Below are 20,782 nucleotides of genomic sequence, written 5' to 3' on the forward strand. Positions count from 1 at the left end.
CGATGACGACACCCCGTACCGGAGACCCGGAGCTCGATCGCGCGCTGGCCGAGATGGCGGCGCGGACAGCCGAGCTCCAGGAGGTGAGCCGCCTGCTGGAGGAGACCCGCGGGCGCGGTGAGAGCGCCGGCGGGCAGGTCGTCGTCGAGCTCAAGCCCACCGGCTCGCTGGCCGGGCTGCGCATCGACCCGCGGGCGATGCGGCTGGGCTCGCAGGCGCTGGCGGAGGCCATCGTGGAGGCGTTCCGGCGGGCCGAGGATGACGTGGCCGGGCAGTCGTACGACGTGGCGAGGACGGTCTTCGGCACCTGAGCGCCGCGGTTGGCGCGATATGGGGTGAATGGCAAGCTTGGTGCCGTGCGTGTGATGTTGCTCGGCCCGTCCGAGGTGCGTGACGGGGAGGGGCGCCGGGTCGAGATCTCCGGTGCCAGGTTGTGCGCGCTGGTGGCCAGGCTCGCGCTGGAGCCGGGCCGGGTCGTGCCGTTCGACGTGCTCACCGCCGCCATCTGGGGCGAGCGCCCGCCGGCCGGCAGCGCCAACGCCCTGCAGTCACTGGTCTCCCGCACCCGGCGGCTGGTCGGCCACGCCGCGATCGAGTCGCACCCGGCCGGCTACCGGCTCGCGTTCGACGCCGACGACGTGGACGTCTCCCGGTTCGAGCGGCTGGCCGGCACGGGGACCCTCGCCGCGCTGCGCCAGGCCGAGGAGCTGTGGCGGGGGCCGGCGCTGGCGGACCTGGCCGGGCTGCCGTTCGCGGACAACGCCGCCGTACGGCTGGACGAGCTGCGCCTGTCCGCCGCCGGGGACCGCCTGGAGCTGGAGCTGGGCGCGGGCAACGACGTGCTCGCGGAGCTGGCCCCGCTGGCCGCCGCGCACCCGTTGCGCGAACGCCTGCAGGGCCTGCTCATGCGGGCCCTGTACGCGGCCGGCCGGCAGGCCGACGCGCTCGGCGCCTACGAGCGGACCCGGCGGACGCTGTCGGAGGAGCTGGGCGTCGACCCGTCCGCCGAGCTGGCCGAGCTGCACCTGTCGATCCTCCGGCACGACCCGCAGCACCAGGACCGCCGCCGCGCCCGCAGGACGAACCTGCGCGCCCAGGTGACCGGCTTCGTCGGTCGCGAGCAGGAGCTGGCCCAGCTCGCCAAGGCGCTGGAGAGCGGCCGGCTCGTCACCGTCGTCGGCCCCGGGGGCGCGGGCAAGACCCGGCTCGCCGTCGAGGTCGCGCAGCGCTCGGCCGACCTGGCGCCGGACGGCGTCTGGATGGCCGAGCTGGCGCCCGTCACCGACCCCGACGACGTGCCCAACGCGGTGCTCACGTCGATCGGCGGCCGGGACGGCGCCTGGTTCGAGGCCGGGGAGGGCGGCGCCGCCGAGCGGCTGGCGGAGATCTTCGCCCGGCAGAGCGCGCTGCTCGTGCTCGACAACTGCGAGCACGTCGTGTCGGCCGCCGCCGAGCTGGTGGACCGGCTGTTGGGCGCCTGCCCCGACCTGCGCGTCCTGGCCACCAGCCGGGAGTCGCTGGCCGTCGCGGGCGAGAGCCTCTACCCCATTCCACCCCTGGAGTGGCCCGCCGGCGCGACGGAGGACGCCCGCGGCTACTCCGCGGTCCGTCTCTTCGCCGACCGGGCCGTGGCGGTACGCCCCGGCTTCACCCTCGACGAGACCACCACCGGGGCGGTCGTCGAGATCTGCCGGCGGCTCGACGGCATGCCGCTGGCCATCGAGCTGGCCGCCGCCAGGGTGCGCGCGCTGAGCGTGGAGCAGATCGCGGCCAAGCTCGACGACCGCTTCCGCCTGCTCAGCAGCGGCACCCGGACGGCCCTGCCCCGGCACCGCACCCTGCAGGCGGTGGTCGACTGGAGCTGGGACCCGCTGCCCGGCGAGGAGCGGGAGCTGGCCATGGTGCTGGCGGCCTTCCCCGGCGGGGCCACGCTGGAGGCGCTGGAGGCGGTCAGCGGGCTCGACCCGCTCGACGCGCTCACGGCGCTGGTGGACAAGTCGCTGGTCGAGCTGGCCGGCGAGCGCTACCGCATGCAGGAGACGGTCAGGTCGTACGGGACGGCCCGGCTGGCGGAGTCCGGGCAGGACCGGGCCGTGCGGGACGGCCACGCGCGCTACTTCCTGCGGCTCGCCGAGGCGGCCGACCCCGAGCTGCGCGGCGCCGGCCAGCTCCACTGGGTGGACAGGCTGCGGGCCGAACACGACAACATCGTGGCCGCGCTGCGGTTCGCGGCCGACGCGGGTGACGCCGAGCTGGGCGTGCGGCTGCTTGCGGCCGTCTGGTGGTTCTGGCTCCTGCAGGGCATGCTCGCGGAGAGCGTGCGCTGGACGAGCGGCGTGCTCGACCTGCCGGGCGAGGTGCCGGAGGAGCTGCGGCCCGTACGGCTGGTGCTCCAAGGGCTCCTCCACCGGCAGCTCGGCGCCGCGGCGGCGGCCCAGGAGGCGGCCCAGGAGGCGGTCCGGGAGGGGCTGGACCTCCGCGACCGGCTGGGCCGGCCCGCCGGAGCGGTGCTCCTCGTCGCGCCGGTGATGATCGGCGACCTGATGACGGCCGCCCGCGCCGGCGAACGCCTGCTGCCGGGACTCACCGGGTGGGAGCGGGCGCTGACGCTGATGCTGATGTCCAGCGCGGCCGAGAGCGAAGGGGACATCGCCGGGGCGTTCACGCTCATCGACGGGGCGCGGCGGGAGATGGAGGTCCTGGGCGACCGGTGGGCGCTGTCCTCGGCGCTGCGCCTGCTGGCCGAGCACCACGACCGCAGGGGCGACCCGGGCGCCGCGATCGAGGCGCGGTCACGGGCCCTGCGCCTGGCCGGTGAGCTGGGCGTCCTGGAGGACCAGGCCGCCATCCTGGCGAAGATCGCTATCTCGTACGCGCGGTCGGGCGAGCACGAGCGGGCCCGGTCGTACATGGAGGCGTCCTGGGACTGCGCGCGGCGGATGCGGCGGCAGGAGGGCGTGGAGTACCTGCGGCTGTCGCAGATCGAGGTGCTGCTCTGGAGCGGCGCCCTGGAGGAGGCGCGGCGGGAGCTGGCGGCGGTCGAAGATCCTTCCTATCCTGCGGACGTCCGCGCCTGGGCCGCGTGCTTCCGGGCGATGGCCGCGCTGCTCGACGGCGACCGGCCGAGCGCCGGGCCGTCGCTCGACACCGCGATGGAGCTGGGGGACCTGCCGATCCTGGCTGCCGCCGCGCACGTGCGGGCGGCCGCGCTGGCCGACGACGATCCGGCGCGGGCGGCGTACCTGCTGGGGGTCGCGACCGCGCTGCTCGGGACGGAGGACCGCAGCGGGTTCGGCGACCTGCTGCGGCCCGCGGAGCGGGCGCGGGCGGCGCTGGGGGACGGGGCGTTCGCCGCAGAGTACGAGAGCGGCGCCGCCCTCACCCGCGACGCCGCGGTCAGCGCCGTCCGCCCGGAGTGAGGGATTCAGCAGGAGCAGTCACAGCAGTTGCAGCACTCGCAACAGGAACAGTCCAGGCCGTCCAGGGAGCACCTGTCCCGGCCGCGGTGACGGGCGTCCCGCCGGTTCCACCGGGGCTGCCACCGGCCGCAGGTCAGGAACGTCAGGATCCCGGCCCCCGCCTTGCGGATCCAGCCGGGCCGCTCGTACGACGCCCGGAACGCCCGCTCCACCGCCCGGTGCACCTCGGTGCCCAGCAGCGTGTCCACCAGGTGGCGCTCCTCGAACTCCACCTCCCACAGGGCCAGGGTGAGGCCGCGGGCGGCGTCGTCGCACAGCCGCCGCGCCTCCCGCTCGCCGGTGCCGGTGGCGGTGAGCGGGTTGAACGCGCCCCGCGCGGCGTCCGCGGCCCGGTCCTCCACCGCGTCCAGCAGGTGCGCGATCCGGCCGAAGAACCTGCCCGCCTCGGCCAGCGCGGCGGCGTTGCCCGGCCGCCCGGCGAGCACCGCCGTGTGCGCGAACGCGGCCGCCACCGCCTCCTCCGTCGGCGCGGTCAGCTCCAGCACGCTCCCGCCGCCATGAGAGGTGGCCCGGCGCTCCAGGCCGAGCTGGCGGTCCACGGTCGCGACCAGCACCGCCGTGTCGAACCCGACCCCGGCCCCCAGCCGCGCCCCGCCCGCCTCCCACCGCGCCGCCAGCCGCCGCCGGGCCGTCCCGAAGGCGGGCCCGAGAGCGGTGTCGCCGTCGGCCACCTGGTCGCGCAGCTTGCCCGCGCTCAGCGCCAGCGACACCGCCGCCGCCAGCCGCGCCCCGGCCGCCCGCGCGTCCACCACCTCGGCGGCGCGGAACCCGCGTAACGCGCACGGCCCGGCCGTCCGGCGGGGCGCGGCCGACACGAGCTGGGCCTCGGTCAGAACCGAGATGATCAGCGTGTCGTAGTTGGTGGCCAGCCGCGCCGCCTGGCCCTGCCCGTCCCGCAACGTCAGGCACAGCCCGCACAGGTGCGCCTGCCAGGCCGCGCGCAGCGACGGGCACCCGTGTTCACCACAGGGACGGATGATGCCGAACATGTGAGGAATCGTATGAGTTCTCCGATCCAGGCTTTTACGGTTTCCCGCCATCGAAGTCGGCGGCCCGCCCCCATACCCGGCCGGACTGGCGCCGCCTAGCGTGAGGCGGCGTGATCAGTCTGAAGGGTTTGAGCAAGCGGTACGGCGACCGCCCGGCGGTCGACGACCTGACACTGGAGCTGAGACCGGGCACGGTGACCGGGTTCCTCGGCCCGAACGGGGCCGGCAAATCGACCACGATGCGCCTCATCCTCGGCCTCGACCGGCCCACCTCCGGCACCGCGCTGATCGGCGGCGTGCCGTACCACCAGATGAGCAACCCGCTGCGCACGGTCGGCGCGCTCCTCGACGCCCGCGCGCTGCACCCGGGGCGCAGCGGCCACGCGCACCTGGTGGCGCTGGCCCGCGCCAACGGCATCCCCCGGCGGCGCGTGAGCGAGGTGCTGGAGACGGTCGGCATGGCGGGCGCGGCACGCAAGCGGGCCGGGGCGCTGTCGCTGGGCATGAGCCAGCGGCTCGGCATCGCGGCGGCGCTGCTGGGAGATCCGGCGGTGCTGATGTTCGACGAACCCGTCAACGGGCTCGACCCGGACGGGGTGCGCTGGGTGCGCGGGCTCATGCGGTCGCTGGCCGCAGAAGGCCGGACGGTGTTCGTCTCCAGCCACCTCATGACCGAGATGCAGCTCACCGCCGACCACCTCGTCGTGATCGGCAAGGGCCGGCTCATCGCGGACGCGCCGCTGTCCGACGTCATCGCGGGCAGCTCCCTGACGGCCGTGCTCGTCCGCACCCCGCACGCCGGCGATCTCGCGGTACGGCTGCGCGCCGCCGGGATCGCGGTGGACCGGTACGGCGAGAACGAGCTGGAGGCCACCGGCGCCACCCTCGAAACGGTCGGCGACCTGGCCCACGAGGCCGGGATCCGGCTGCACGAACTGCGCACCAGGGAGGCCTCGCTCGAACAGGCCTACCAGGAGCTGACCGCGGGAAGCGTCGAGTACGGGGCGGGATCATGAGGACGTTGTGGCAGGCGATCAGGTCTGAGTGGGCGAAGCTGTGGTCGGTCAGGTCCACGTGGTGGTGCCTGGCCTGCGCGGCGGCGCTCATGGTGGTGACCGCGCTCACGCTGGGCGGCGCGAGCGCCACCGAAGCCCTGCGCGAGGGCCGGACCGGCGTGCGGGTGACGGCCAGCGAGCCGGTGGTGTCGGCGACGTCGTTCGTCCAGTTCGCGCTGGTGGCGCTGGCGATGCTGGCGATCACCTCGGAGTACTCGTCCGGGAGCATCCGGGCCACGCTGCAGGCCACGTCCGTCCGGGGCGCGGTGCTGGCGGCGAAGGCGCTGGTGGTGGCGCCGGTCATGGCCGTGGCGGGCGTGCTGTCGGGGGCCGTCGCGACGGTGGTCGTCCAGGTCGCGCTGTCCGGCGACCTGTTCGGCGGGCTCGTCGTGTCGCCGATGGGTGAGGTCGTGCCGGACCTGCTGGGGGTCGGGGCGTTCTTCGCGCTGGTGTCGGTGATGACGCTCGGCGTCGGCGCCGCGATGCGCAGCGCGGCGGGCACGCTGACCGTGGTGTTCATGCTGCTCATGGGGTTGCCGCTGATGTTGCTGACGACGGGGAGCCAGGCGGCGCTGGACGCCTCCCTGCGGATGCCGACGTTCGCCGGGCTGGCCCTCATGGGGAGCTCGGACAACCTGACCGGCGGGCCGATGCCGTACTCGGCGGGGGAGGGGCTGGCCTGGCTCCTCGCCTGGACGGCGGCGGCCCTGGCGGCGGGCCACGCGGTGCTGCGCCGCCGCGACGCCTAAGGCGGTGCGCGGCATCAGGGGGTCGCGCCTAGAATTCACGCCCGTGTCAGGCAGCAGGGCAGCGCGGGTGCTGGCCGGGGTCGTCCTCGGGATGGCCCTCGGCCTCGTCGAGCTGGTTTTCCTGTGCGTGGCGTGGCCCGCGTGCCTGGTCCCCGCCGCCCGGCCCGCCGTCGTCCGGGGGCTGGACAGGCTGATGGCGCTGGAGCGGGCGAGGCTCGCCGCTTGGCTCGGGCACGAGGTGGCGCGGCGGGACGGCGGTTACGGCTACCTCGCCGCGCGCGCCGCCCTGGGGGTCCTCGGCGGGTACCTGTGCGCGGCGGGTCTCTTCCTCAGCGGGCTCCTGCTGGCCGGCGGCCTGTGGGATCTGGCATGGGGACGGGCCGAGCCGGTGCCGGTGAACCTGCCCGGCGTCAGGATCGTCACCAGCAGCGGCGTGCTCGGCCTGACCGGCGGCGCCGTGCTGCTCGCCCTGGTGGCCCTCCTGACCCTGGCCGCCGGATCGCTCGAACGGCGGCTGGCCGACCACTTCCTCGGCCCCGGCAGCCACGAGCTGATGCGCCGGCGGATCGCCGAGCTGACCGCCACCCGCTCCGGCATCGTCCGGGCCGTGGACGACGAGCGGCGCAGGATCGAACGCGACCTGCACGACGGCGTCCAGCAGCGCGGCGTCGCGCTCGCCATGCTGCTGGGCCGCGCCCGGCACAGCGCCGACCCCGGCAGGACCGCCGAGCTGGTCGCCCAGGCGTACACCGAGTCGCGCCGGCTCCTCGACGAGCTGCGCAGCGTGGCCTGGCGCATCTACCCGACCGCGCTCGACGAGCTGGGGCTGCGCGCCGCGCTGGCGGGCGTCGCCGAGCGGTCGAGCGTGCCGGTGACCGTGCACGACGGGCTGGCCGGGCGGCCCGTGTCGGAGCTGGAGACCGCGCTCTACTTCGTGGCCCGCGAGGCGATCACCAACGCGATCAAGCACGCCGGGGCGCGTGACATCCTGGTCGTGCTGACGGAGGACGAGCGGGCGGTGAGCGTGGTGATCTCGGACGACGGTTCGGGCGGGGCGGACCCGGCGGGTGGCGGGCTGTCGGGGCTGGCCCGGCGCGTGCTGGCGCTGGACGGGGAGTTCACGGTCCAGAGCCCGCCTGGCGGCCCCACCAAGATCGCCGCCACCCTCCCGAAAACACCGCCCGGCGGCTCCCCCGAGGTCTCGGACGGCGTCTCCGGGCCGTCCGGGGGCTCCTCCGGCGCGGGGCGGAGCGGCCCCGGCGCGGGGTCGAGCGGGTCCGGGGTGGAGGCGGGCTCGTGCGGGTGATCCTGGCCGACGACTCCGTGCTGCTGCGCGAAGGGCTCACCCGGCTGCTCGACGAGGCCGGCCACGAGGTGGTCGCCGCCGTCGGCGACGCCCCCGCCCTGCTCGCCGCCGTCGAGCAGCACCGCCCCGACGTGGCCGTGATCGACGTCCGCATGCCGCCCGGCCACAAGGACGACGGCCTCCGGGCGGCCCTGGAGATCCGCGACCGCCACCCCGGCGTCGGAGTACTGGTCCTTTCCCAGTACGTCGAGCAGCACTACGCCGCCAGGCTCCTGGCCGGCTCCACGCGGGGCCTCGGCTACCTCCTCAAGGACCGGGTCTCGGAGGTGGCCGACTTCCTCGACTCGCTCGAACGCGTACGCGCGGGCGGAACCGCGCTGGACCCCGAGGTGGTGCGGCAGCTCATGGCCCGCACCACCCACGCCGACCCGCTGAGCGACCTGAGCCCGCGCGAGGGCGAGGTGCTGCGGCACCTCGCCCAGGGCTTCGTGAACGCCGCCATCGCCGAGCGCCTGCACGTCTCGCTCAGCACGGTCGAGAAGCACGTCAACGCCATCGTGGAGAAGCTCGACCTGCCCCGCGACCCCGACTACAGCCGCCGCGTCCTGGCCATCCTCCGCTACCTGGACACCTGAGCCCCGGGCGGCGAAGGAAGGCGGCGGGAGCGCACACCCCAGCCGCTCGCCCCGGCCGTCCGCTGTGCTGCGCTCCGGCGCGGAGATCGGGGGGGACCGTCACCTTGGGCGGCGGGTCATGAGGACGGCGAGGACCGCCAGCGCCAGCCAGGCCGACGTGAGCCCGATCAGCCAGGCCCAGCCCGCGTGCCCGTACACGACGCCGCCCGCCGTGCCGCCGAGGCCGCTGCCCAGGTAGTAGCAGAGGGTGTAGACGCCGGCCGCGCGACCACGGGCGCTCGGGGGCGCCTCGGCGGCGACCCAGGCGTTGGCGATGGCGTGCGCGGCGAAGAACCCGGCGGTCAGTACGGCGAACCCGGTCGCGATGATCGGCAGAGACGGGTGCGCGGTGAGCACGGAGCCCGCCACCGTCACGGCAAGGGCCGTGACCAGCGCCTTCGTCCAGCCCAGCCGTGCCGCCAGGCGCCCGGCGGCGGCCGAGGAGGCGGTGCCCATGGCGTAGGAGAGGAAGACGAGGGAGGCGGCGGCGGGGGCGAGCGACAGGGGAGGGGCGGCCAGGCGGAAGCCGGCGGCGTTGTAGAGCGCGACGAACGCCCCCGTGGCCAGGGTGCCCACGGCGAACGGCCCGATCAGCCCGGCCCCGAGCCCAGCCTTCCGGCCGGTCGCGACATCCGGCGACCCGCCCCCCGGAGCCTCCCCGCCGGTCCCTGGCCTGAGCCCTGCGGTCTTCGCTCCGGGCTCCGGAGTCTTCGGTCCGAGGGCGGCGATCCCCGATCCGGGCTCCGTGGCATGGTCGCGGGGGAGGGTGAGGGCCGCGAAAAGCGCGCACAGCAGGGACGGCAACGCCACCGTTAGCAGCGCGCCGTGCCACCCCATGGGCCCGGCGGCGAACCCGGCGCCGAGCCGGCCGAGCATCCCGCCGACCGAGTTCCCGGCGATCATCGCGCCCACCGCGGCGGGCAGCCGCGCCGTACCGACCGCATCGGCCAGGTACGCCGCCGCGACCCCGGCGAACCCCGCGACCGCCACCCCCTGCACGGCCCGCATCGCCAGCAGCACGGAGAAGGACGGGGCCAGCGGCAGCAGCAACCCGATGATCGCGGAGGCCAGCACGGACCAGACGATCACCCTGCGCCGCCCCACCAGCTCGGCGAGCCACGCCAGCGGCAGCACGGCCACGGCCAGGGCCCCGGTGGCCACCCCGATGGTCAGCGAGGCGCTGCCCGGATCCAGCCGGAACCCGGCGGCGAGCTGCGGCAGCACGGGCTGCGGCGCGTACAGGAGGGCGAACGACGACACCCCGGCCGCGGCCACAGCCGCACTGACCCGCCGCGTGTCACGAACCGGAGGAGCATCGAGAACCACCACGCCTGCAACGCTAAGCAAGGCTAATAAATACGTCTAATACAAGAATCAGCGATAATTCATGCTGTGATGGATGAATCGGCTGACGAGCGGCTGGCCGCGCGGCTGGCGCCCGCCCTGGCCCTGCTGGCCGCCGTGGGCGAGACGGGGCACGTGACGCGCGCCGCCGAGCTGCTCGGCGTCCCGCAGCCCACGGCCAGCCGCCGCCTCGCCGCCCTCGCGGAGCTGGTCGGCGCCCCGCTCGTCGTACCCTCCGGCCGCGGCATCCGCCTCACCCGGGCGGGCCACACCCTGGCCGCCGCCTCCGCCCGCGCCCTCACCACGATGGCCGCCGCCGCCCGCGAGGTCCGCGAGGAGATCGACCCGGCCTCGGGCCGCATCGTCCTGGGCTTCCTCCACCTGCTGGGCCGCACCCTCGTGCCGTCCCTCATCGGCGGCTTCCGCGAGCACCACCCCGGCATCCGTTTCAGCCTGGTGCAGGGCTCGCGCCACGACATGATCGAGGAGCTCCGCGAGGGCCGGATCGACCTGGTGTTCGTCGCGCCCATGCCCGTGGACGCCCCTGACCTCGACGGCGCTCCCCTCGCCGACCAGGAGCTGGTGCTGTCCGTGCCCCCGTCCCACCGGCTCGCGGCGCGGGCGCGGGTGCGGGCGGCGGAGCTGGCGGGGGAGGAGCTGGTGACGCTGGAGCCGGGGTACGGCCTGCGCCAGATCACCGACGACCTGTGCGCGGCGGCGGGGTTCGAGCCGAGGATCGCGTTCGAGGGCCAGGAGACGGAGACCGTACGCGGCCTGGTGGCGGCCGGGCTCGGCGTCGCCGTCCTGCCCCGCTCCACCCATCCCGCGGCGGACGCGACCGCGGCCGGCGTGGTGGAGATCCCGCTGTCCCCTCCGCTGTACCGGACCATCGGGATGGGCTGGCTCCGGGACGCGCGCCTTCCTCCGGCCGTACGAGCCTTCAGGGACCACGCCCGCGCCGGCACCACCGACCTGGGCCCGGGCTTCCGCCCCGCCACCCCCTGAACCCCGTCAGACTGGTGGCCATGAATCACGATGGCGATGCCGGCGTGCCGGGTTCGTTGGCGAGGGTGCTCGCGGACGTGACCGCCGAGCGGGTGGCCCAGGACGTGCGGTGGGGCATGCAGCTCCTGCCCGACGGCACCGGGCACGAAGGGGCGGTGGCCGAGTCCGGCCGGGCCAGGTCCGAGACGGAGGCGGCGGCCGAGGCCGGGACGCTGACGTGGCGGCACGTCCTGGCGGAGGAGGTGCTGGAGGCGTTCGCGGAGTCGGACCCCGAGAAGTTGCGCGCCGAGCTGATCCAGGTGGCGGCCGTCGCCGTCAAATGGGCCCAGGCCCTCGACCGCTGCCCGCCCCTCGACCGCCGACCGCGCCTCGCTCCCGCTCAAGGGCGGCCGAGGGAACGTTTCCGGGCGATCGTCGACGTGCACGTGCTCCTCCTGCGTGACTCCGAGGTGCTGCTCGGCAGGCGGGCCGGTACCGGGTACGGCGACGGGCTGTGGCATCTGCCCTCGGGCCACCTCGAAGCGGGCGAATCGGCGACCGAGGCGGCCGTCAGGGAGGCGGGCGAGGAGGTCGGCGTGACGATCGACCCGGCCGACCTCAGATTCGTCCACGTCATGCACCGGGCCCCGGAACGCGTCGGCCTCTTCTTCGCCGCCGACACGTGGACCGGCGAGCCGTACAACGCCGAACCGGACAAATGCTCCGAGGTCGCCTGGTGGCCCTTGGACGGCCTGCCCCGCGACATGGTCGGCTATCCGGCGGCGGCCATCGCCAACGTCGTGAACAGCGTGCCCTATGCCCTGCACGAATGGTCTACACATCGATGATGGGCCGCATGTAGCAGAAGGCCGATCGTCGACCGCACCGGCATACAGGCTCTGCGACCTGGCTCGGAAAGCACTACACGGCCTTGACGCGGCTAGAGGACGCTGTTGAACTCGGTGGTGTCGTCATGACGAGGAGGCCCGAGATGTCCATCGACTACTCCGAGCGCATCCCCAACAACGTCAACCTCGCCGAGGACCGCCGGCTGCGGCGGGCGCTGGAGTCGTGGCAGCCGCGCTTCCTGCAGTGGTGGTCGGAGATGGGCCCCGCGCTGCCCACCCAGGACGTCTATCTCCGTACGGCGGTCGCGGTCGGCCGCGAGGGGTGGGCGCACTTCGATCACGTGGCGCTGCCGGACTACCGCTGGGGCGTCTTCCTCGCCGAACGCGACACCGACCGGCGCATCGCGTTCGGGCAGGACAAGGGGCGGCCGGTCTGGCAGCAGGTGCCCGGCGAGCACCGCGCGGACCTGCAGCGGCTCATCGTCATCCAGGGCGACACCGAGCCGGCCAGCGTCGAGCAGCAGCGGCGGCTCGGCCTGACCGCCCCCTCCCTCTACGACCTGCGCAACCTCTTCCAGGTGAACGTGGAGGAGGGGCGGCACCTGTGGGCCATGGTCTACCTGCTGCACGCCTACTTCGGCCGGTCCGGGCGGGACGAGGCCGAGGCGCTCCTGCTGCGCAACTCGGGCAGCGAGGACTCTCCGCGCATCCTGGGCGCCTTCAACGAGGAGACGCCTGACTGGCTGTCGTTCTTCATGTTCACGTACTTCACCGACCGTGACGGGAAATACCAGCTCGGCACGTTGAAGGAGTCGGCGTTCGATCCGCTGAGCCGTACCTGTGAGTTCATGCTCAAGGAGGAGGCCCACCACATGTTCGTGGGGACCACGGGCGTGGACCGGGTGGTGGAGCGTACGGCGCAGCTGATGCGCGAACACGACACCGACGACGTCTGGGAGCACGGCGGCATCCCGCTGGACGTCCTGCAGAAGTACATCAACTTCCACTACAGCGTCAGCCTCGACCTCTTCGGCGGCGAGACCTCCACCAACGTGGCCAACTACTTCACCGCCGGGCTCAAGGGGCGCTGGCAGGAGGAGCGGCGCAAGGACGACCACGTGCTCACCGAGACGGTCGCCGTCGTTCAGCGGGTCGAGGCGGGGCGGCTGGCCGACGTCGAGTTGCCCGCGCTCACCGCGCTCAACGCCGACCTGCGCGGCGAGTACATCGTCGACTGCGCCACCGGCGTCAACCGGTGGAACCGGATCCTCACCGACCGCGGTCTCGGCGCGGTCCTCCACCTGCCGCACGTGGGCTTCAACCGGCGGGTGGGCCTGTTCGGCGGGCATCACATCTCGCCGCACGGGCGCCTTCTCGATCAGCCGGCCTGGGACGCGTCCCGCGACCTGTGGCTGCCGACGGCCGAGGACAAGGCACGCGTCCAGGCGCTGATGCGCCCCGTCTACGAACCCGGGAAGATCGCCGCCTGGGTGGCGCCGCCCCGCAACGGCATCAACGGGCGGTCGTTCGACTACGAGTACGTCCACCTGTGACGGCCCCTCGGAAGCGGATCCCGCGGGGAGCGGGGGCGTGACCTGGCCCACAGGGTGTTATCTTGCCTGCGTGGCGGACGTGGATGGGGAGGGGCTGACGGAGGCCTTTCTGCGCGAGCCGCGGCGCTACACCAGCCACCAGGTGGCCTACATGGCAGGGGTGCCGGTCTATCGCGCGCGGCGCTATTGGCGTGCCCTGGGGTTCGCGAACGTGGCCGACGACGCGGTCGAGTTCACCGACTCCGACGTGGAGGCGCTCAGGACGCTGCTCGGGCTGGTCAGCTCGGGCGTCTACGACGAGGAGCACATGCTGCTGGTCGCGCGCTCGATCGGCAGCGCGACGACCCGGCTGGCCGAGTCGCAGGCCGAGCTGGGCGTCGAGGCGCTCGACCAGGCCGGGGTGCCGCTGGCCGAACGCCCGCGGGCCTGGCGCCGGCGGGCCGAGCGGGTGGTGCCCGACCTGGCGCGCCTGCTGGTCTACGGCTGGCAGCGCCAGCTCGCCGCCGCCGCGGGGCGCATCGCCGAGCAGGACATGAGCGCCGTACGCCTGGCCGTCGGCTTCGCTGACCTGGTCGCCTTCACCCGGCTGAGCAGGCAGATCACGGGGAGCGAGCTGTCCAGGCTGATCGACAGGTTCGAGGGGCGCTCGGCCGACATCGTGACCTCGACCGGCGGGCGGGTGGTCAAGACGCTGGGCGACTCGGTGCTGTTCGTGGCCGACCAGTCGCATGTCGTGGCCGAGATCGCGCTTCGGCTGGTGGAGACGCACGCGAAGATCAAGGACATGCCGGAGCTGCGGGTGGGGCTGGCGGCGGGGCCGGTCATCTGGCGTATGGGGGACGTCTTCGGCACCACGGTCAACCTGGCGAGCCGGCTCACGGCGCTGTCGCTGCCGGGGACGATCCTGGCGGATCCGCAGTTCGCCGAGGAACTGGAGGGGGACCGGGCGTTCCGGCTGCGGCCCGTCAACCGGCTGTCGGTCCGCGGCCTCGGCGAACTGGCCCCGTTCACGGTCACCCGCGCCGGCTCCTGACCCACCACCCCGGCCCCCACACCGCCGCCGCTCCCGCACCCGGACGAGGCGGGGCATGCGGATAGCGGTGCAGGCGGTGGCGGGGGCGCCGTTGCGGGGGGCCGGTGTGCAGTTCGACCGGCACCTTCGCCAGCGTCCTGATGGGGGTCCGACCGGCGTTCTGGCGGCATGCCGCCCGCGCGATGTGGGCCGTCGGGCGGTGGCTGCGGCGTGATGTGGCGGCGGGGTGCGGTGCGGTGCGGGGCCGTGCGGGGTGGCGCTTCGGGAGGTGGGTGAGGCGCTACGTGGGGGTGTGCTCGTGGGGTGTTTTCGGGGGTGTTTTCGGGGGTGGGCAACCTGGGGTTGCGGTCGATGCGTCACTACCGGCAGCAGGCTCTCAGGAGAGGCGTATCAAGTTGGCGGATAGGGCGCAATTTCAGGACTTCGTGGTGGCGAGGTCGGATCGGCTGTTACGCACGGCGTACCTGCTGACCCACGACTGGGCCACCGCGGAGGACCTGCTGCAGGAGGCTCTGGCCAAGGCGTGGTTCGCCTGGGCGGGTATCGACGAGCCCGAGGCGTACGTGCGCCGGACCCTGGTGACCACGTACACGTCCTGGTGGCGCCGCAGGTGGCGCAGGGAGCTGCCCAGCGGCGACCTGCCGGAGGAGCCCGCGCACGACGACGCGGGCAGGCGCGAGGAGCTGTGGCAGGCGGTCGGGCGGCTGCCCGCCAGGCAGCGCGCGGTGATCGTGCTGCGCTTCTACGAGGACCTGCCGGTGGCCGAGGTGGCGACGATCCTGGGCTGCCAGGAGGGCACGGTCAAGAGCCAGACCGCCAAGGCGCTGGCCAAGCTGCGGGTGGACGAGTCGATCGTGAAGGAGCTGCACCGATGACCGTGCAAGATCTGCGTGACGTGCTGCATGAGCGGGCCGAGGCCCCGTCGCCGGCGAACCCGTACCGGCACGACCAGGTCCGCTTTCGCATCCGCAGGACCCGCCTGTGCAGGCGGGCGACGGCGGGCGCGGGAGCGATGGCGGTCGTCGCGGCGAGCGCCGTGGTGGGCGTCCATCTGCTCCCCGGTACGGCGACCACGCCGGGGCCCGCCACGGCAAGGACCGAACAGGACAAGCCCGCCGGACTGCCTGAGAAGTTCACCGCGGGGGACGGCACCGAGTACCGCCGCCTGGCCGTCGGCACGATCAGGAAGGAGGGCGCGAAGAAGGTCTCGCTCACGGTGCCGGTCTCCGGCAAGCCGCTGGACGTGGCCATGACGTGCGACGGCGAGGACGCCGTCAACACGCCCCGCGTCTTTGTGAACGGCAACGCCGACACCGGAGCCCAGGTCCTGCCGTGCGGGAAGGCGATGCAGTTGCGCCCGCTGTCCCTGGTCCGGGGCGGCGCGACGGAGGCCACGGTCGCGTTCGACACGACCGCCGTCGGCCGGGGCTGCGTCCAGCGGAAGAAGGACGGGCCGTGCGTGACTCCCAAGCCGAAGGTGGCCACCTGGCACGTGGCCGTCTATGAGTGGACGCCGCCCGCCCGGCCGGTCGAGCCCGAGCCGGTCAAGGACTTCCCCGACCGGGTGGCCAAGTGGCAGCTGGCCCGTTCGGCGACGGGCGTGTCGGATCGGGACTCGTCATTCACCCTCGTGGTCAAGAGCGCGAGCGGAAAGATCGGCATGGACCAGCTCTGCACGGGTGATCTGGCCGCGCGGATGTGGTTCAAGATCCGGGTCAACGGCACCGACGCCCCGATGGTCGGCGGCTGCAACGTCTGGAAGAGCGGTGATTACCCCATGGCCCTGAGTGAGTACGACGTCCCCAAGGGCAGCCGGGTGACGATCACCGGAAAGATCGGCTTCTGGGGCGAGTACGCCAACCGCCCGGTGCGATGGTCGGTGGGCGTGTACGTAAAGTAGATCGCGTGACGGAACGAGCCGCCTTCGAGGGCAGGCTGGTGGACGCCGACGCGCGCCTCATGTGGCAGGCGCGCTACGGCCACTTCACCGCCATGCAGGTCAGGGATCGCCGGGTGCGGGGGCTCGACCTGCACGTCGCCCGGCTGGAGGCGGCCAACGCCGAGCTGTTCGGCGTCCCGGTCGACCGCGCCGCCGTGCTCGGCTCCATCGCGGCGGTGCTCGGCGACGACGTGCGCGACGCGAGCGTACGCGTGTCCGTGGTGGAGTTCGCCGACGGCCCGCGCGTCATCGCCGTCGCCGCCCCGCCCCACGAGCCGCCCACCGGCCCGGTGGGCGTCAAGTCGGTCGTCGCCCAGCGCTACCTGCCGCACATCAAGCAGGCGTCCGGCATGATGCAGGCCCACCTCGGGCGGCAGGCCCAGCGCGAGGGTTTCGACGAGGCGCTGCTCACCACCGAGGACGGCCTGATCAGCGAGGGCTCGATCACCAACGTGGGCGGCTTCGCCGGCGGGCGCCTGGTCTGGCCGGACGCGCCGATGTTGCGCGGGATCACGATGCAGCTGCTGGAGCGGATGGACGTCCCGCAGGAGCGGCGGCCGTTGAAGGTCGCCGACCTGCAGGGGTTCGACCAGGTCTTCCTCTGCAACTCCTGGGGCGTCTGGCCGGTCGGCGGGGTGGACGGCATCCCGCTGCCCCAGGACGGCACGCTGATGGCGAGCGTTCTCGAGCATTACGACCGTATTGCGTGGGATCCACTGGACTGACCCCTTTGTCAGGTACGATCGCCGATCATCGTTCTGCGATCGCAAGGGAAGTCCGCATGACGACTCGCCGGCACGCCATTGGTGATCTCCTCCGTCGCTCGGCCGCCCGCTATCCGGCCAAGACCGCCGTCGTCTACGGCGACCTGCGGCAGAGCTACGCCGACCTCGACCTGGCGGTCAACCGCACGGCCAACGCCCTGGCCGCGCGCGGCGTCGGCAAGGGCGACCGGTTCGCCGTCTTCAGCCACAACAACCACGCGTTCGTGGTGGCGTACTTCGCGCTGGCCCGGCTGGGCGCGATCTCCGTGCCGATCAACTTCATGCTGGGCACGGCGGAGGTCGCGTACATCCTCGAACATTCCGGCGCGACCGGACTCCTCGTGGAGGAGGCGCTGCTGCCCGTGGCCGCGGCGGCGGCCGGGCCGCGGGTACGGGTGCGCGGCGTGATCGGGTCGGCCGACGGCTGGGAGTCGTTCAAGGAGTGGGCGGCCTTCGACGACGCGTCGGAGCCGCAGGTGGAGATCGGCGACGACGACCCGATCCAGCTCATGTACACCAGCGGCACCGAGTCGCGGCCCAAGGGCGCCACGCTGTCGAGCCGCAGCCTGATCGCCCAGTACGTCACCTGCGTCGTGGACGGCGAGATGAGCCACCACGACGTCGAGATCCACGCCCTTCCGCTCTACCACTGCGCCCAGCTGCACTGCTTCCTGACGCCCGGCGTCTACCTCGGCGCCACCAACATCATCCTGCCCGGTGCCACCCCCGCGGCGATCCTGGCCACCATCGAGGGAGAGCGCGCCACCAAGCTCTTCTGCCCGCCCACCGTCTGGATCGGCCTGCTGCGTCACCCCGACTTCGACCGCCGCGACCTGTCGTCCCTGCGCAAGGGCTACTACGGCGCCTCGATCATGCCCGTCGAGGTGCTGAAGGAGATCGCCGCCCGCCTGCCGGACGTCCGCCTGTTCAACTTCTACGGCCAGACGGAGATGGCCCCGGTCGCCACCATCCTCGGCCCGGACGAGCAGCTCACCCGCCTCGGCTCGGCCGGCAGGGCCGCCCTCAACGTCGAGACCAGGGTCGTCGACGACCAGGACAGGCCCGTGCCGCCCGGCGTGGTCGGCGAGATCGTCCACCGCAGCCCGCACGCCATGCTCGGATACTGGAACGACCCGGACAAGACCGCCGAGGCGTTCAGGGGCGGCTGGTTCCACAGCGGCGACCTGGGCGTCATGGACGCCGACGGCTACCTGTCCGTGGTGGACAGGAAGAAGGACATGATCAAGTCGGGCGGCGAGAACGTCGCGAGCCGCGAGGTGGAGGAGGCCATCTACCAGCATCCGGAGGTGGCGGAGGCGGCCGTGTTCGGAGTGCCGGACGAGCGGTGGATCGAGGCGGTCACGGCCGCGGTGGTTCTCCGCGAGGGTGGCGGGGTGACGGAGGACGAGCTGATCGCGTTCCTGCGGGAGCGGCTGGCGGCGTTCAAGACGCCCAAGCGGGTGGTGTTCGTGGACGCCCTGCCCAAGAACGCCTCCGGCAAGGTGCTCAAGCGGGAGCTGCGCGACGCGTTCTGATCGCGCGCCCCCGAGCCGGCGTCAGCCCGGCGATTAGCGGGCATTCACTCTCGGTGACGACCTCCCCTTCAGACCCTGGGGCGCTCCGCCATCTCGACCGAGAGAGGCCGCATGCCGAGTTTGCCGGAGATCATGCACCGTACGTTCTTCCGTACTCTGTCCCTGCTGTCCCCGGCGAGGCAGGGGATGCTCCTGGGCTACGTCTTCGACTGGCTGCACCGGACCCCTGACCCGTGGAAGCTCGCCACGGACAGTTACGAGCAGGACAAGTACCGCACCACGCTCAAGCACCTGCCCGCCCGGCCGTACCGGCGGATCATCGAAGTCGGCTGCAGCGAGGGCGTGTTCACGCACGTGCTCGCGGTGACGTACCCGGACGCGGAGATCATCGGGGTGGACCTTTCGGAGCGGGCCCTGGCGCGGGCGCGCGAGCGGGTGCCGCAGGACGGGCGGGTGCGCTTCATCCGGGCGGACATCCTCACCCACCGCTCCGAGCAGCGCTTCGACCTGGTGTTCTGTTCGGAGACCCTCTACTACCTGGGCCGCCACGAGCGGCTGCGGCGGGCGTCGGCGCAGCTCAGCCAGCTGCTGGTGCCCGACGGGGTGCTCGTGGCGGTCCACCCGTGGCCCGAGGCCGGCCGGCTGCACCACTACCTGGACTCGCACGCGGCGCTGTCCCGCCTGACCGAGCAGGTCTACACGGCCACGTCGCGCCCGTTCGCCGTCACCGTCTACGGGACGAAACCGGCGACGCCGACCTCCTAGCCGCCGGCCTTGCCCAGGAGGTCGGCGGCGATCTGGCGGATCACCACGCGCTGGATCTTGCCGGTCGCCGTCTTCGGCAGCTCGTCCAGCACCAGGACCTCGCGCGGCCGTTTGAAGGAGGCCAGGCCCTCCCGGCAGAAGCCGATCAGCTCGCCGGCGTCCACCGTGCGGCCCGGGGCGGACACCACGCAGGCCACCGGCTTCTCCAGCCCGTCCTCGTCGGTGTACGCCACGACGGCGCACTCGCCCACCGACTCGTGCTGCAGCAGCCGGGCCTCGACCTCCATCGGCGACACCCACATGCCGCCCGCCTTGATCATGTCGTTGGAGCGGCCGAGGCACTGGTAGAAGCCGTCCTCGCCCCTGATGTAGGTGTCGCCGGTACGCAGCCACTCGCCCTGGAACACCTGGCGGGTGGTCGCCGTGCGGCACCAGTAACCGGTGGCCACCGAGTCGCCCCGGATGTACAGGTGGCCCGGCTCGCCGTCCTCGACGGGCGCGCCGGAGTCGTCGAGCAGCTTGGCCTCGTAGCCGGGCACGACCGTGCCGGAGCTGCCCGGGCGTACCCGGCCCGGGTGGTTGGAGATGAAGATGTGCAGCGCCTCCGTCGAGCCGAGGCCGTCGATGACGTCCACCCCGAAGCGCTCGGTGAAGCGGCGGTAGATCTCGGCGGGCAGCGCCTCGCCGGCCGAGACGGCCAGCCGTACGGACTGGAAGGCGCCGGCGGGGGCGTCGGAGGCGAGCAGCGCCGCGAAGAACGTGGGGCCCGCGAAGAACAGCGTCGGCCGATCCTCCATCACCCTGGCGGCCACGCCCGCGGGGGTGGGGCGCGCCGGGTCGAGGACCGCCGTGGCGCCCGCGGCCAGGGGGAAGAACAGGGAGTTGCCGATGCCGTACGCGAAGAACAGCCGCGCGACCGAGAAGCACCGGTCGTTGGGGCGGATGCCGAGGACCTGCCGCCCGTACCCCTCGTAGACGTCCTGGACGGCGCCGTGCCGGTGCATGGCCGCCTTGGGGGCGCCGGTGGTGCCGGAGGTGTAGAGCCAGAGGGCGGGTGAGTCGCGCCAGGTGCCGTAGGGGAGGGCCGCCGCCCTGCCCGACTCCAGGACGTCGGACCACAGGCACACCGGCGTCGTGTCCCCCTCCTTCTCCTCCTCCGGCGGGTCGATGAGGACGAGCACCGCCACGTCGGGCGCGCTCCGCACGGCCTCGCGCACGGCCGGGGCGAACTCGGGGGTGGCCACGACGACCCTCGCCCGCGAGTCCTGGACCAGGGTGGCCAGCTCGGTGGGGTTGTACATGGTGGAGACCGGTACGGCGACCGCGCCCATGCGCATGACGGCCAGGATGGTGATCGCGGTCTCCGGGCGGTCGGACATGACGAGCAGGACCCGCTCCTCGGGGCGGACGCCCATCGTGCGTAAACCGGCCGCGAACCTGGCCACGTGGTCGGCCAGCTGCGCGTAGGTCAGCGTGCCCGCGGGGCTGGTGAGGGCGATGCGATCCGCGTGGCCGGCTTCGACCTGGCGGTCCACGAGAAAGACGCTGGCGTTGAACGACTCGGACGACATGGGCGTCCCCATCCGCAGGCGCGTGTATGTAGGGGCATCTTCTACATGGGAGGGGTGCGTCGTCAATGACCTGTAGTACGGGGCTGTCCCGCCGTCCGGGGTTGCGGTCCTTTTGGGGGGAGGGGGCTGTCCGGCCGTCCGGGGGTGCTGTCCTTAAGGGAAAGGCGGCGGGGCGATGTGCCGGAGGTCGGGGC

General features: G+C 73.4%; 18 protein-coding genes. 15 read left to right on the forward strand and 3 right to left on the reverse strand.

Features of this window, described 5'->3' with window-relative positions:
* Window positions 1–2 precede the first annotated feature (2 nt).
* A complete protein-coding gene (locus ACFKCF_RS06905; RefSeq protein WP_394491795.1) occupies window positions 3–311 on the forward strand; it encodes a YbaB/EbfC family nucleoid-associated protein in 309 nt (102 codons plus the stop codon).
* Between the two features lie 54 nt (window positions 312–365).
* Window positions 366–3,419: a BTAD domain-containing putative transcriptional regulator gene (locus ACFKCF_RS06910; RefSeq protein WP_394492164.1), complete on the forward strand. Its 3,054-nt coding sequence runs from the start codon at window positions 366–368 to the stop codon at window positions 3,417–3,419.
* A 5-nt stretch (window positions 3,420–3,424) separates the two neighbouring features.
* On the opposite strand, the gene ACFKCF_RS06915 is transcribed toward ACFKCF_RS06910, so the two are convergent.
* Window positions 3,425–4,468: a DUF5685 family protein gene (locus ACFKCF_RS06915; protein ID WP_394491797.1), complete on the reverse strand. Its 1,044-nt coding sequence runs from the start codon at window positions 4,466–4,468 to the stop codon at window positions 3,425–3,427.
* A gap of 110 nt (window positions 4,469–4,578) precedes the next feature.
* Here ACFKCF_RS06915 and ACFKCF_RS06920 point away from each other — a divergent pair, with 110 nt between their 5' ends.
* The 4 genes from ACFKCF_RS06920 to ACFKCF_RS06935 are packed head-to-tail and all read left to right on the forward strand — an operon-like array spanning window position 4,579 to window position 8,213.
* Window positions 4,579–5,484, forward strand: a complete 906-nt coding sequence (locus tag ACFKCF_RS06920; RefSeq protein ID WP_394491799.1) for an ATP-binding cassette domain-containing protein — start codon at window positions 4,579–4,581, stop codon at window positions 5,482–5,484.
* Window positions 5,481–6,272: an ABC transporter permease subunit gene (locus tag ACFKCF_RS06925; protein ID WP_394491801.1), complete on the forward strand. Its 792-nt coding sequence runs from the start codon at window positions 5,481–5,483 to the stop codon at window positions 6,270–6,272. Before ACFKCF_RS06920 ends, ACFKCF_RS06925 begins: the two co-directional genes overlap by 4 nt.
* 43 nt (window positions 6,273–6,315) lie before the next feature.
* Entirely contained in the window at window positions 6,316–7,578 is a 1,263-nt protein-coding gene (locus tag ACFKCF_RS06930) for a sensor histidine kinase (RefSeq protein ID WP_394491803.1), read from the forward strand.
* Entirely contained in the window at window positions 7,569–8,213 is a 645-nt protein-coding gene (locus ACFKCF_RS06935; protein WP_394491805.1) for a response regulator, read from the forward strand. Before ACFKCF_RS06930 ends, ACFKCF_RS06935 begins: the two co-directional genes overlap by 10 nt.
* 99 nt (window positions 8,214–8,312) lie before the next feature.
* Here ACFKCF_RS06935 and ACFKCF_RS06940 read toward each other — a convergent pair whose 3' ends face one another.
* On the reverse strand, window positions 8,313–9,581 hold the full coding sequence (locus ACFKCF_RS06940) for an MFS transporter (protein WP_394491807.1): 1,269 nt from the start codon (window positions 9,579–9,581) through the stop codon (window positions 8,313–8,315).
* 66 nt (window positions 9,582–9,647) lie between these two features.
* Between ACFKCF_RS06940 and ACFKCF_RS06945 the strand changes: the two genes are divergently transcribed.
* From ACFKCF_RS06945 to ACFKCF_RS06985, 9 genes are all read left to right on the forward strand, one after another.
* Window positions 9,648–10,601 (forward strand): LysR substrate-binding domain-containing protein, encoded by a 954-nt coding sequence (locus ACFKCF_RS06945; protein ID WP_394491809.1) that lies wholly within the window; start codon window positions 9,648–9,650, stop codon window positions 10,599–10,601.
* Window positions 10,602–10,621: 20 nt separating this feature from the next.
* Entirely contained in the window at window positions 10,622–11,428 is an 807-nt protein-coding gene (locus ACFKCF_RS06950; protein WP_394491811.1) for an NUDIX domain-containing protein, read from the forward strand.
* Between the two features lie 125 nt (window positions 11,429–11,553).
* Window positions 11,554–12,981, forward strand: coding sequence for a benzoyl-CoA 2,3-epoxidase subunit BoxB (gene boxB, locus ACFKCF_RS06955; protein WP_394491813.1), 1,428 nt, complete (start codon window positions 11,554–11,556; stop codon window positions 12,979–12,981).
* Between the two features lie 70 nt (window positions 12,982–13,051).
* Window positions 13,052–14,014: an adenylate/guanylate cyclase domain-containing protein gene (locus ACFKCF_RS06960; RefSeq protein WP_394491815.1), complete on the forward strand. Its 963-nt coding sequence runs from the start codon at window positions 13,052–13,054 to the stop codon at window positions 14,012–14,014.
* Window positions 14,015–14,409: 395 nt separating this feature from the next.
* Entirely contained in the window at window positions 14,410–14,889 is a 480-nt protein-coding gene (locus ACFKCF_RS06965) for a SigE family RNA polymerase sigma factor (RefSeq protein WP_394491817.1), read from the forward strand.
* Window positions 14,886–15,914, forward strand: coding sequence for a hypothetical protein (locus ACFKCF_RS06970; RefSeq protein WP_394491819.1), 1,029 nt, complete (start codon window positions 14,886–14,888; stop codon window positions 15,912–15,914). Before ACFKCF_RS06965 ends, ACFKCF_RS06970 begins: the two co-directional genes overlap by 4 nt.
* A gap of 5 nt (window positions 15,915–15,919) precedes the next feature.
* Window positions 15,920–16,678, forward strand: coding sequence for an aminotransferase class IV (locus tag ACFKCF_RS06975; protein ID WP_394491820.1), 759 nt, complete (start codon window positions 15,920–15,922; stop codon window positions 16,676–16,678).
* 56 nt (window positions 16,679–16,734) lie between these two features.
* A complete protein-coding gene (locus ACFKCF_RS06980; RefSeq protein WP_394491822.1) occupies window positions 16,735–18,252 on the forward strand; it encodes an acyl-CoA synthetase in 1,518 nt (505 codons plus the stop codon).
* A gap of 111 nt (window positions 18,253–18,363) precedes the next feature.
* Window positions 18,364–19,017, forward strand: a complete 654-nt coding sequence (locus ACFKCF_RS06985; protein WP_394491824.1) for a class I SAM-dependent methyltransferase — start codon at window positions 18,364–18,366, stop codon at window positions 19,015–19,017.
* Here ACFKCF_RS06985 and ACFKCF_RS06990 read toward each other — a convergent pair.
* Window positions 19,014–20,588, reverse strand: coding sequence for a benzoate-CoA ligase family protein (locus ACFKCF_RS06990; protein ID WP_394491826.1), 1,575 nt, complete (start codon window positions 20,586–20,588; stop codon window positions 19,014–19,016). The genes ACFKCF_RS06985 and ACFKCF_RS06990 overlap by 4 nt on opposite strands.
* Window positions 20,589–20,782 lie beyond the last annotated feature (194 nt).

This window comes from Nonomuraea sp. JJY05 (assembly GCF_043496855.1).
Lineage (GTDB): Bacteria > Actinomycetota > Actinomycetes > Streptosporangiales > Streptosporangiaceae > Nonomuraea.

Excerpts from the sequence above, each read along its gene's own strand:
- ACFKCF_RS06905 (WP_394491795.1), top strand. The coding sequence starts at position 3 with ATGACGACACCCCGTACCGGAGACCCGGAGCTCGATCGCGCGCTGGCC.
- ACFKCF_RS06910 (WP_394492164.1), top strand. The coding sequence starts at position 366 with ATGTTGCTCGGCCCGTCCGAGGTGCGTGACGGGGAGGGGCGCCGGGTC.
- ACFKCF_RS06915 (WP_394491797.1), bottom strand. The coding sequence starts at position 4,468 with ATGTTCGGCATCATCCGTCCCTGTGGTGAACACGGGTGCCCGTCGCTG.
- ACFKCF_RS06925 (WP_394491801.1), top strand. The coding sequence starts at position 5,481 with ATGAGGACGTTGTGGCAGGCGATCAGGTCTGAGTGGGCGAAGCTGTGG.
- ACFKCF_RS06945 (WP_394491809.1), top strand. The coding sequence starts at position 9,648 with ATGGATGAATCGGCTGACGAGCGGCTGGCCGCGCGGCTGGCGCCCGCC.
- ACFKCF_RS06950 (WP_394491811.1), top strand. The coding sequence starts at position 10,622 with ATGAATCACGATGGCGATGCCGGCGTGCCGGGTTCGTTGGCGAGGGTG.
- boxB (WP_394491813.1), top strand. The coding sequence starts at position 11,554 with ATGACGAGGAGGCCCGAGATGTCCATCGACTACTCCGAGCGCATCCCC.
- ACFKCF_RS06970 (WP_394491819.1), top strand. The coding sequence starts at position 14,886 with ATGACCGTGCAAGATCTGCGTGACGTGCTGCATGAGCGGGCCGAGGCC.
- ACFKCF_RS06980 (WP_394491822.1), top strand. The coding sequence starts at position 16,735 with ATGACGACTCGCCGGCACGCCATTGGTGATCTCCTCCGTCGCTCGGCC.
- ACFKCF_RS06985 (WP_394491824.1), top strand. The coding sequence starts at position 18,364 with ATGCCGAGTTTGCCGGAGATCATGCACCGTACGTTCTTCCGTACTCTG.
- ACFKCF_RS06990 (WP_394491826.1), bottom strand. The coding sequence starts at position 20,588 with ATGTCGTCCGAGTCGTTCAACGCCAGCGTCTTTCTCGTGGACCGCCAG.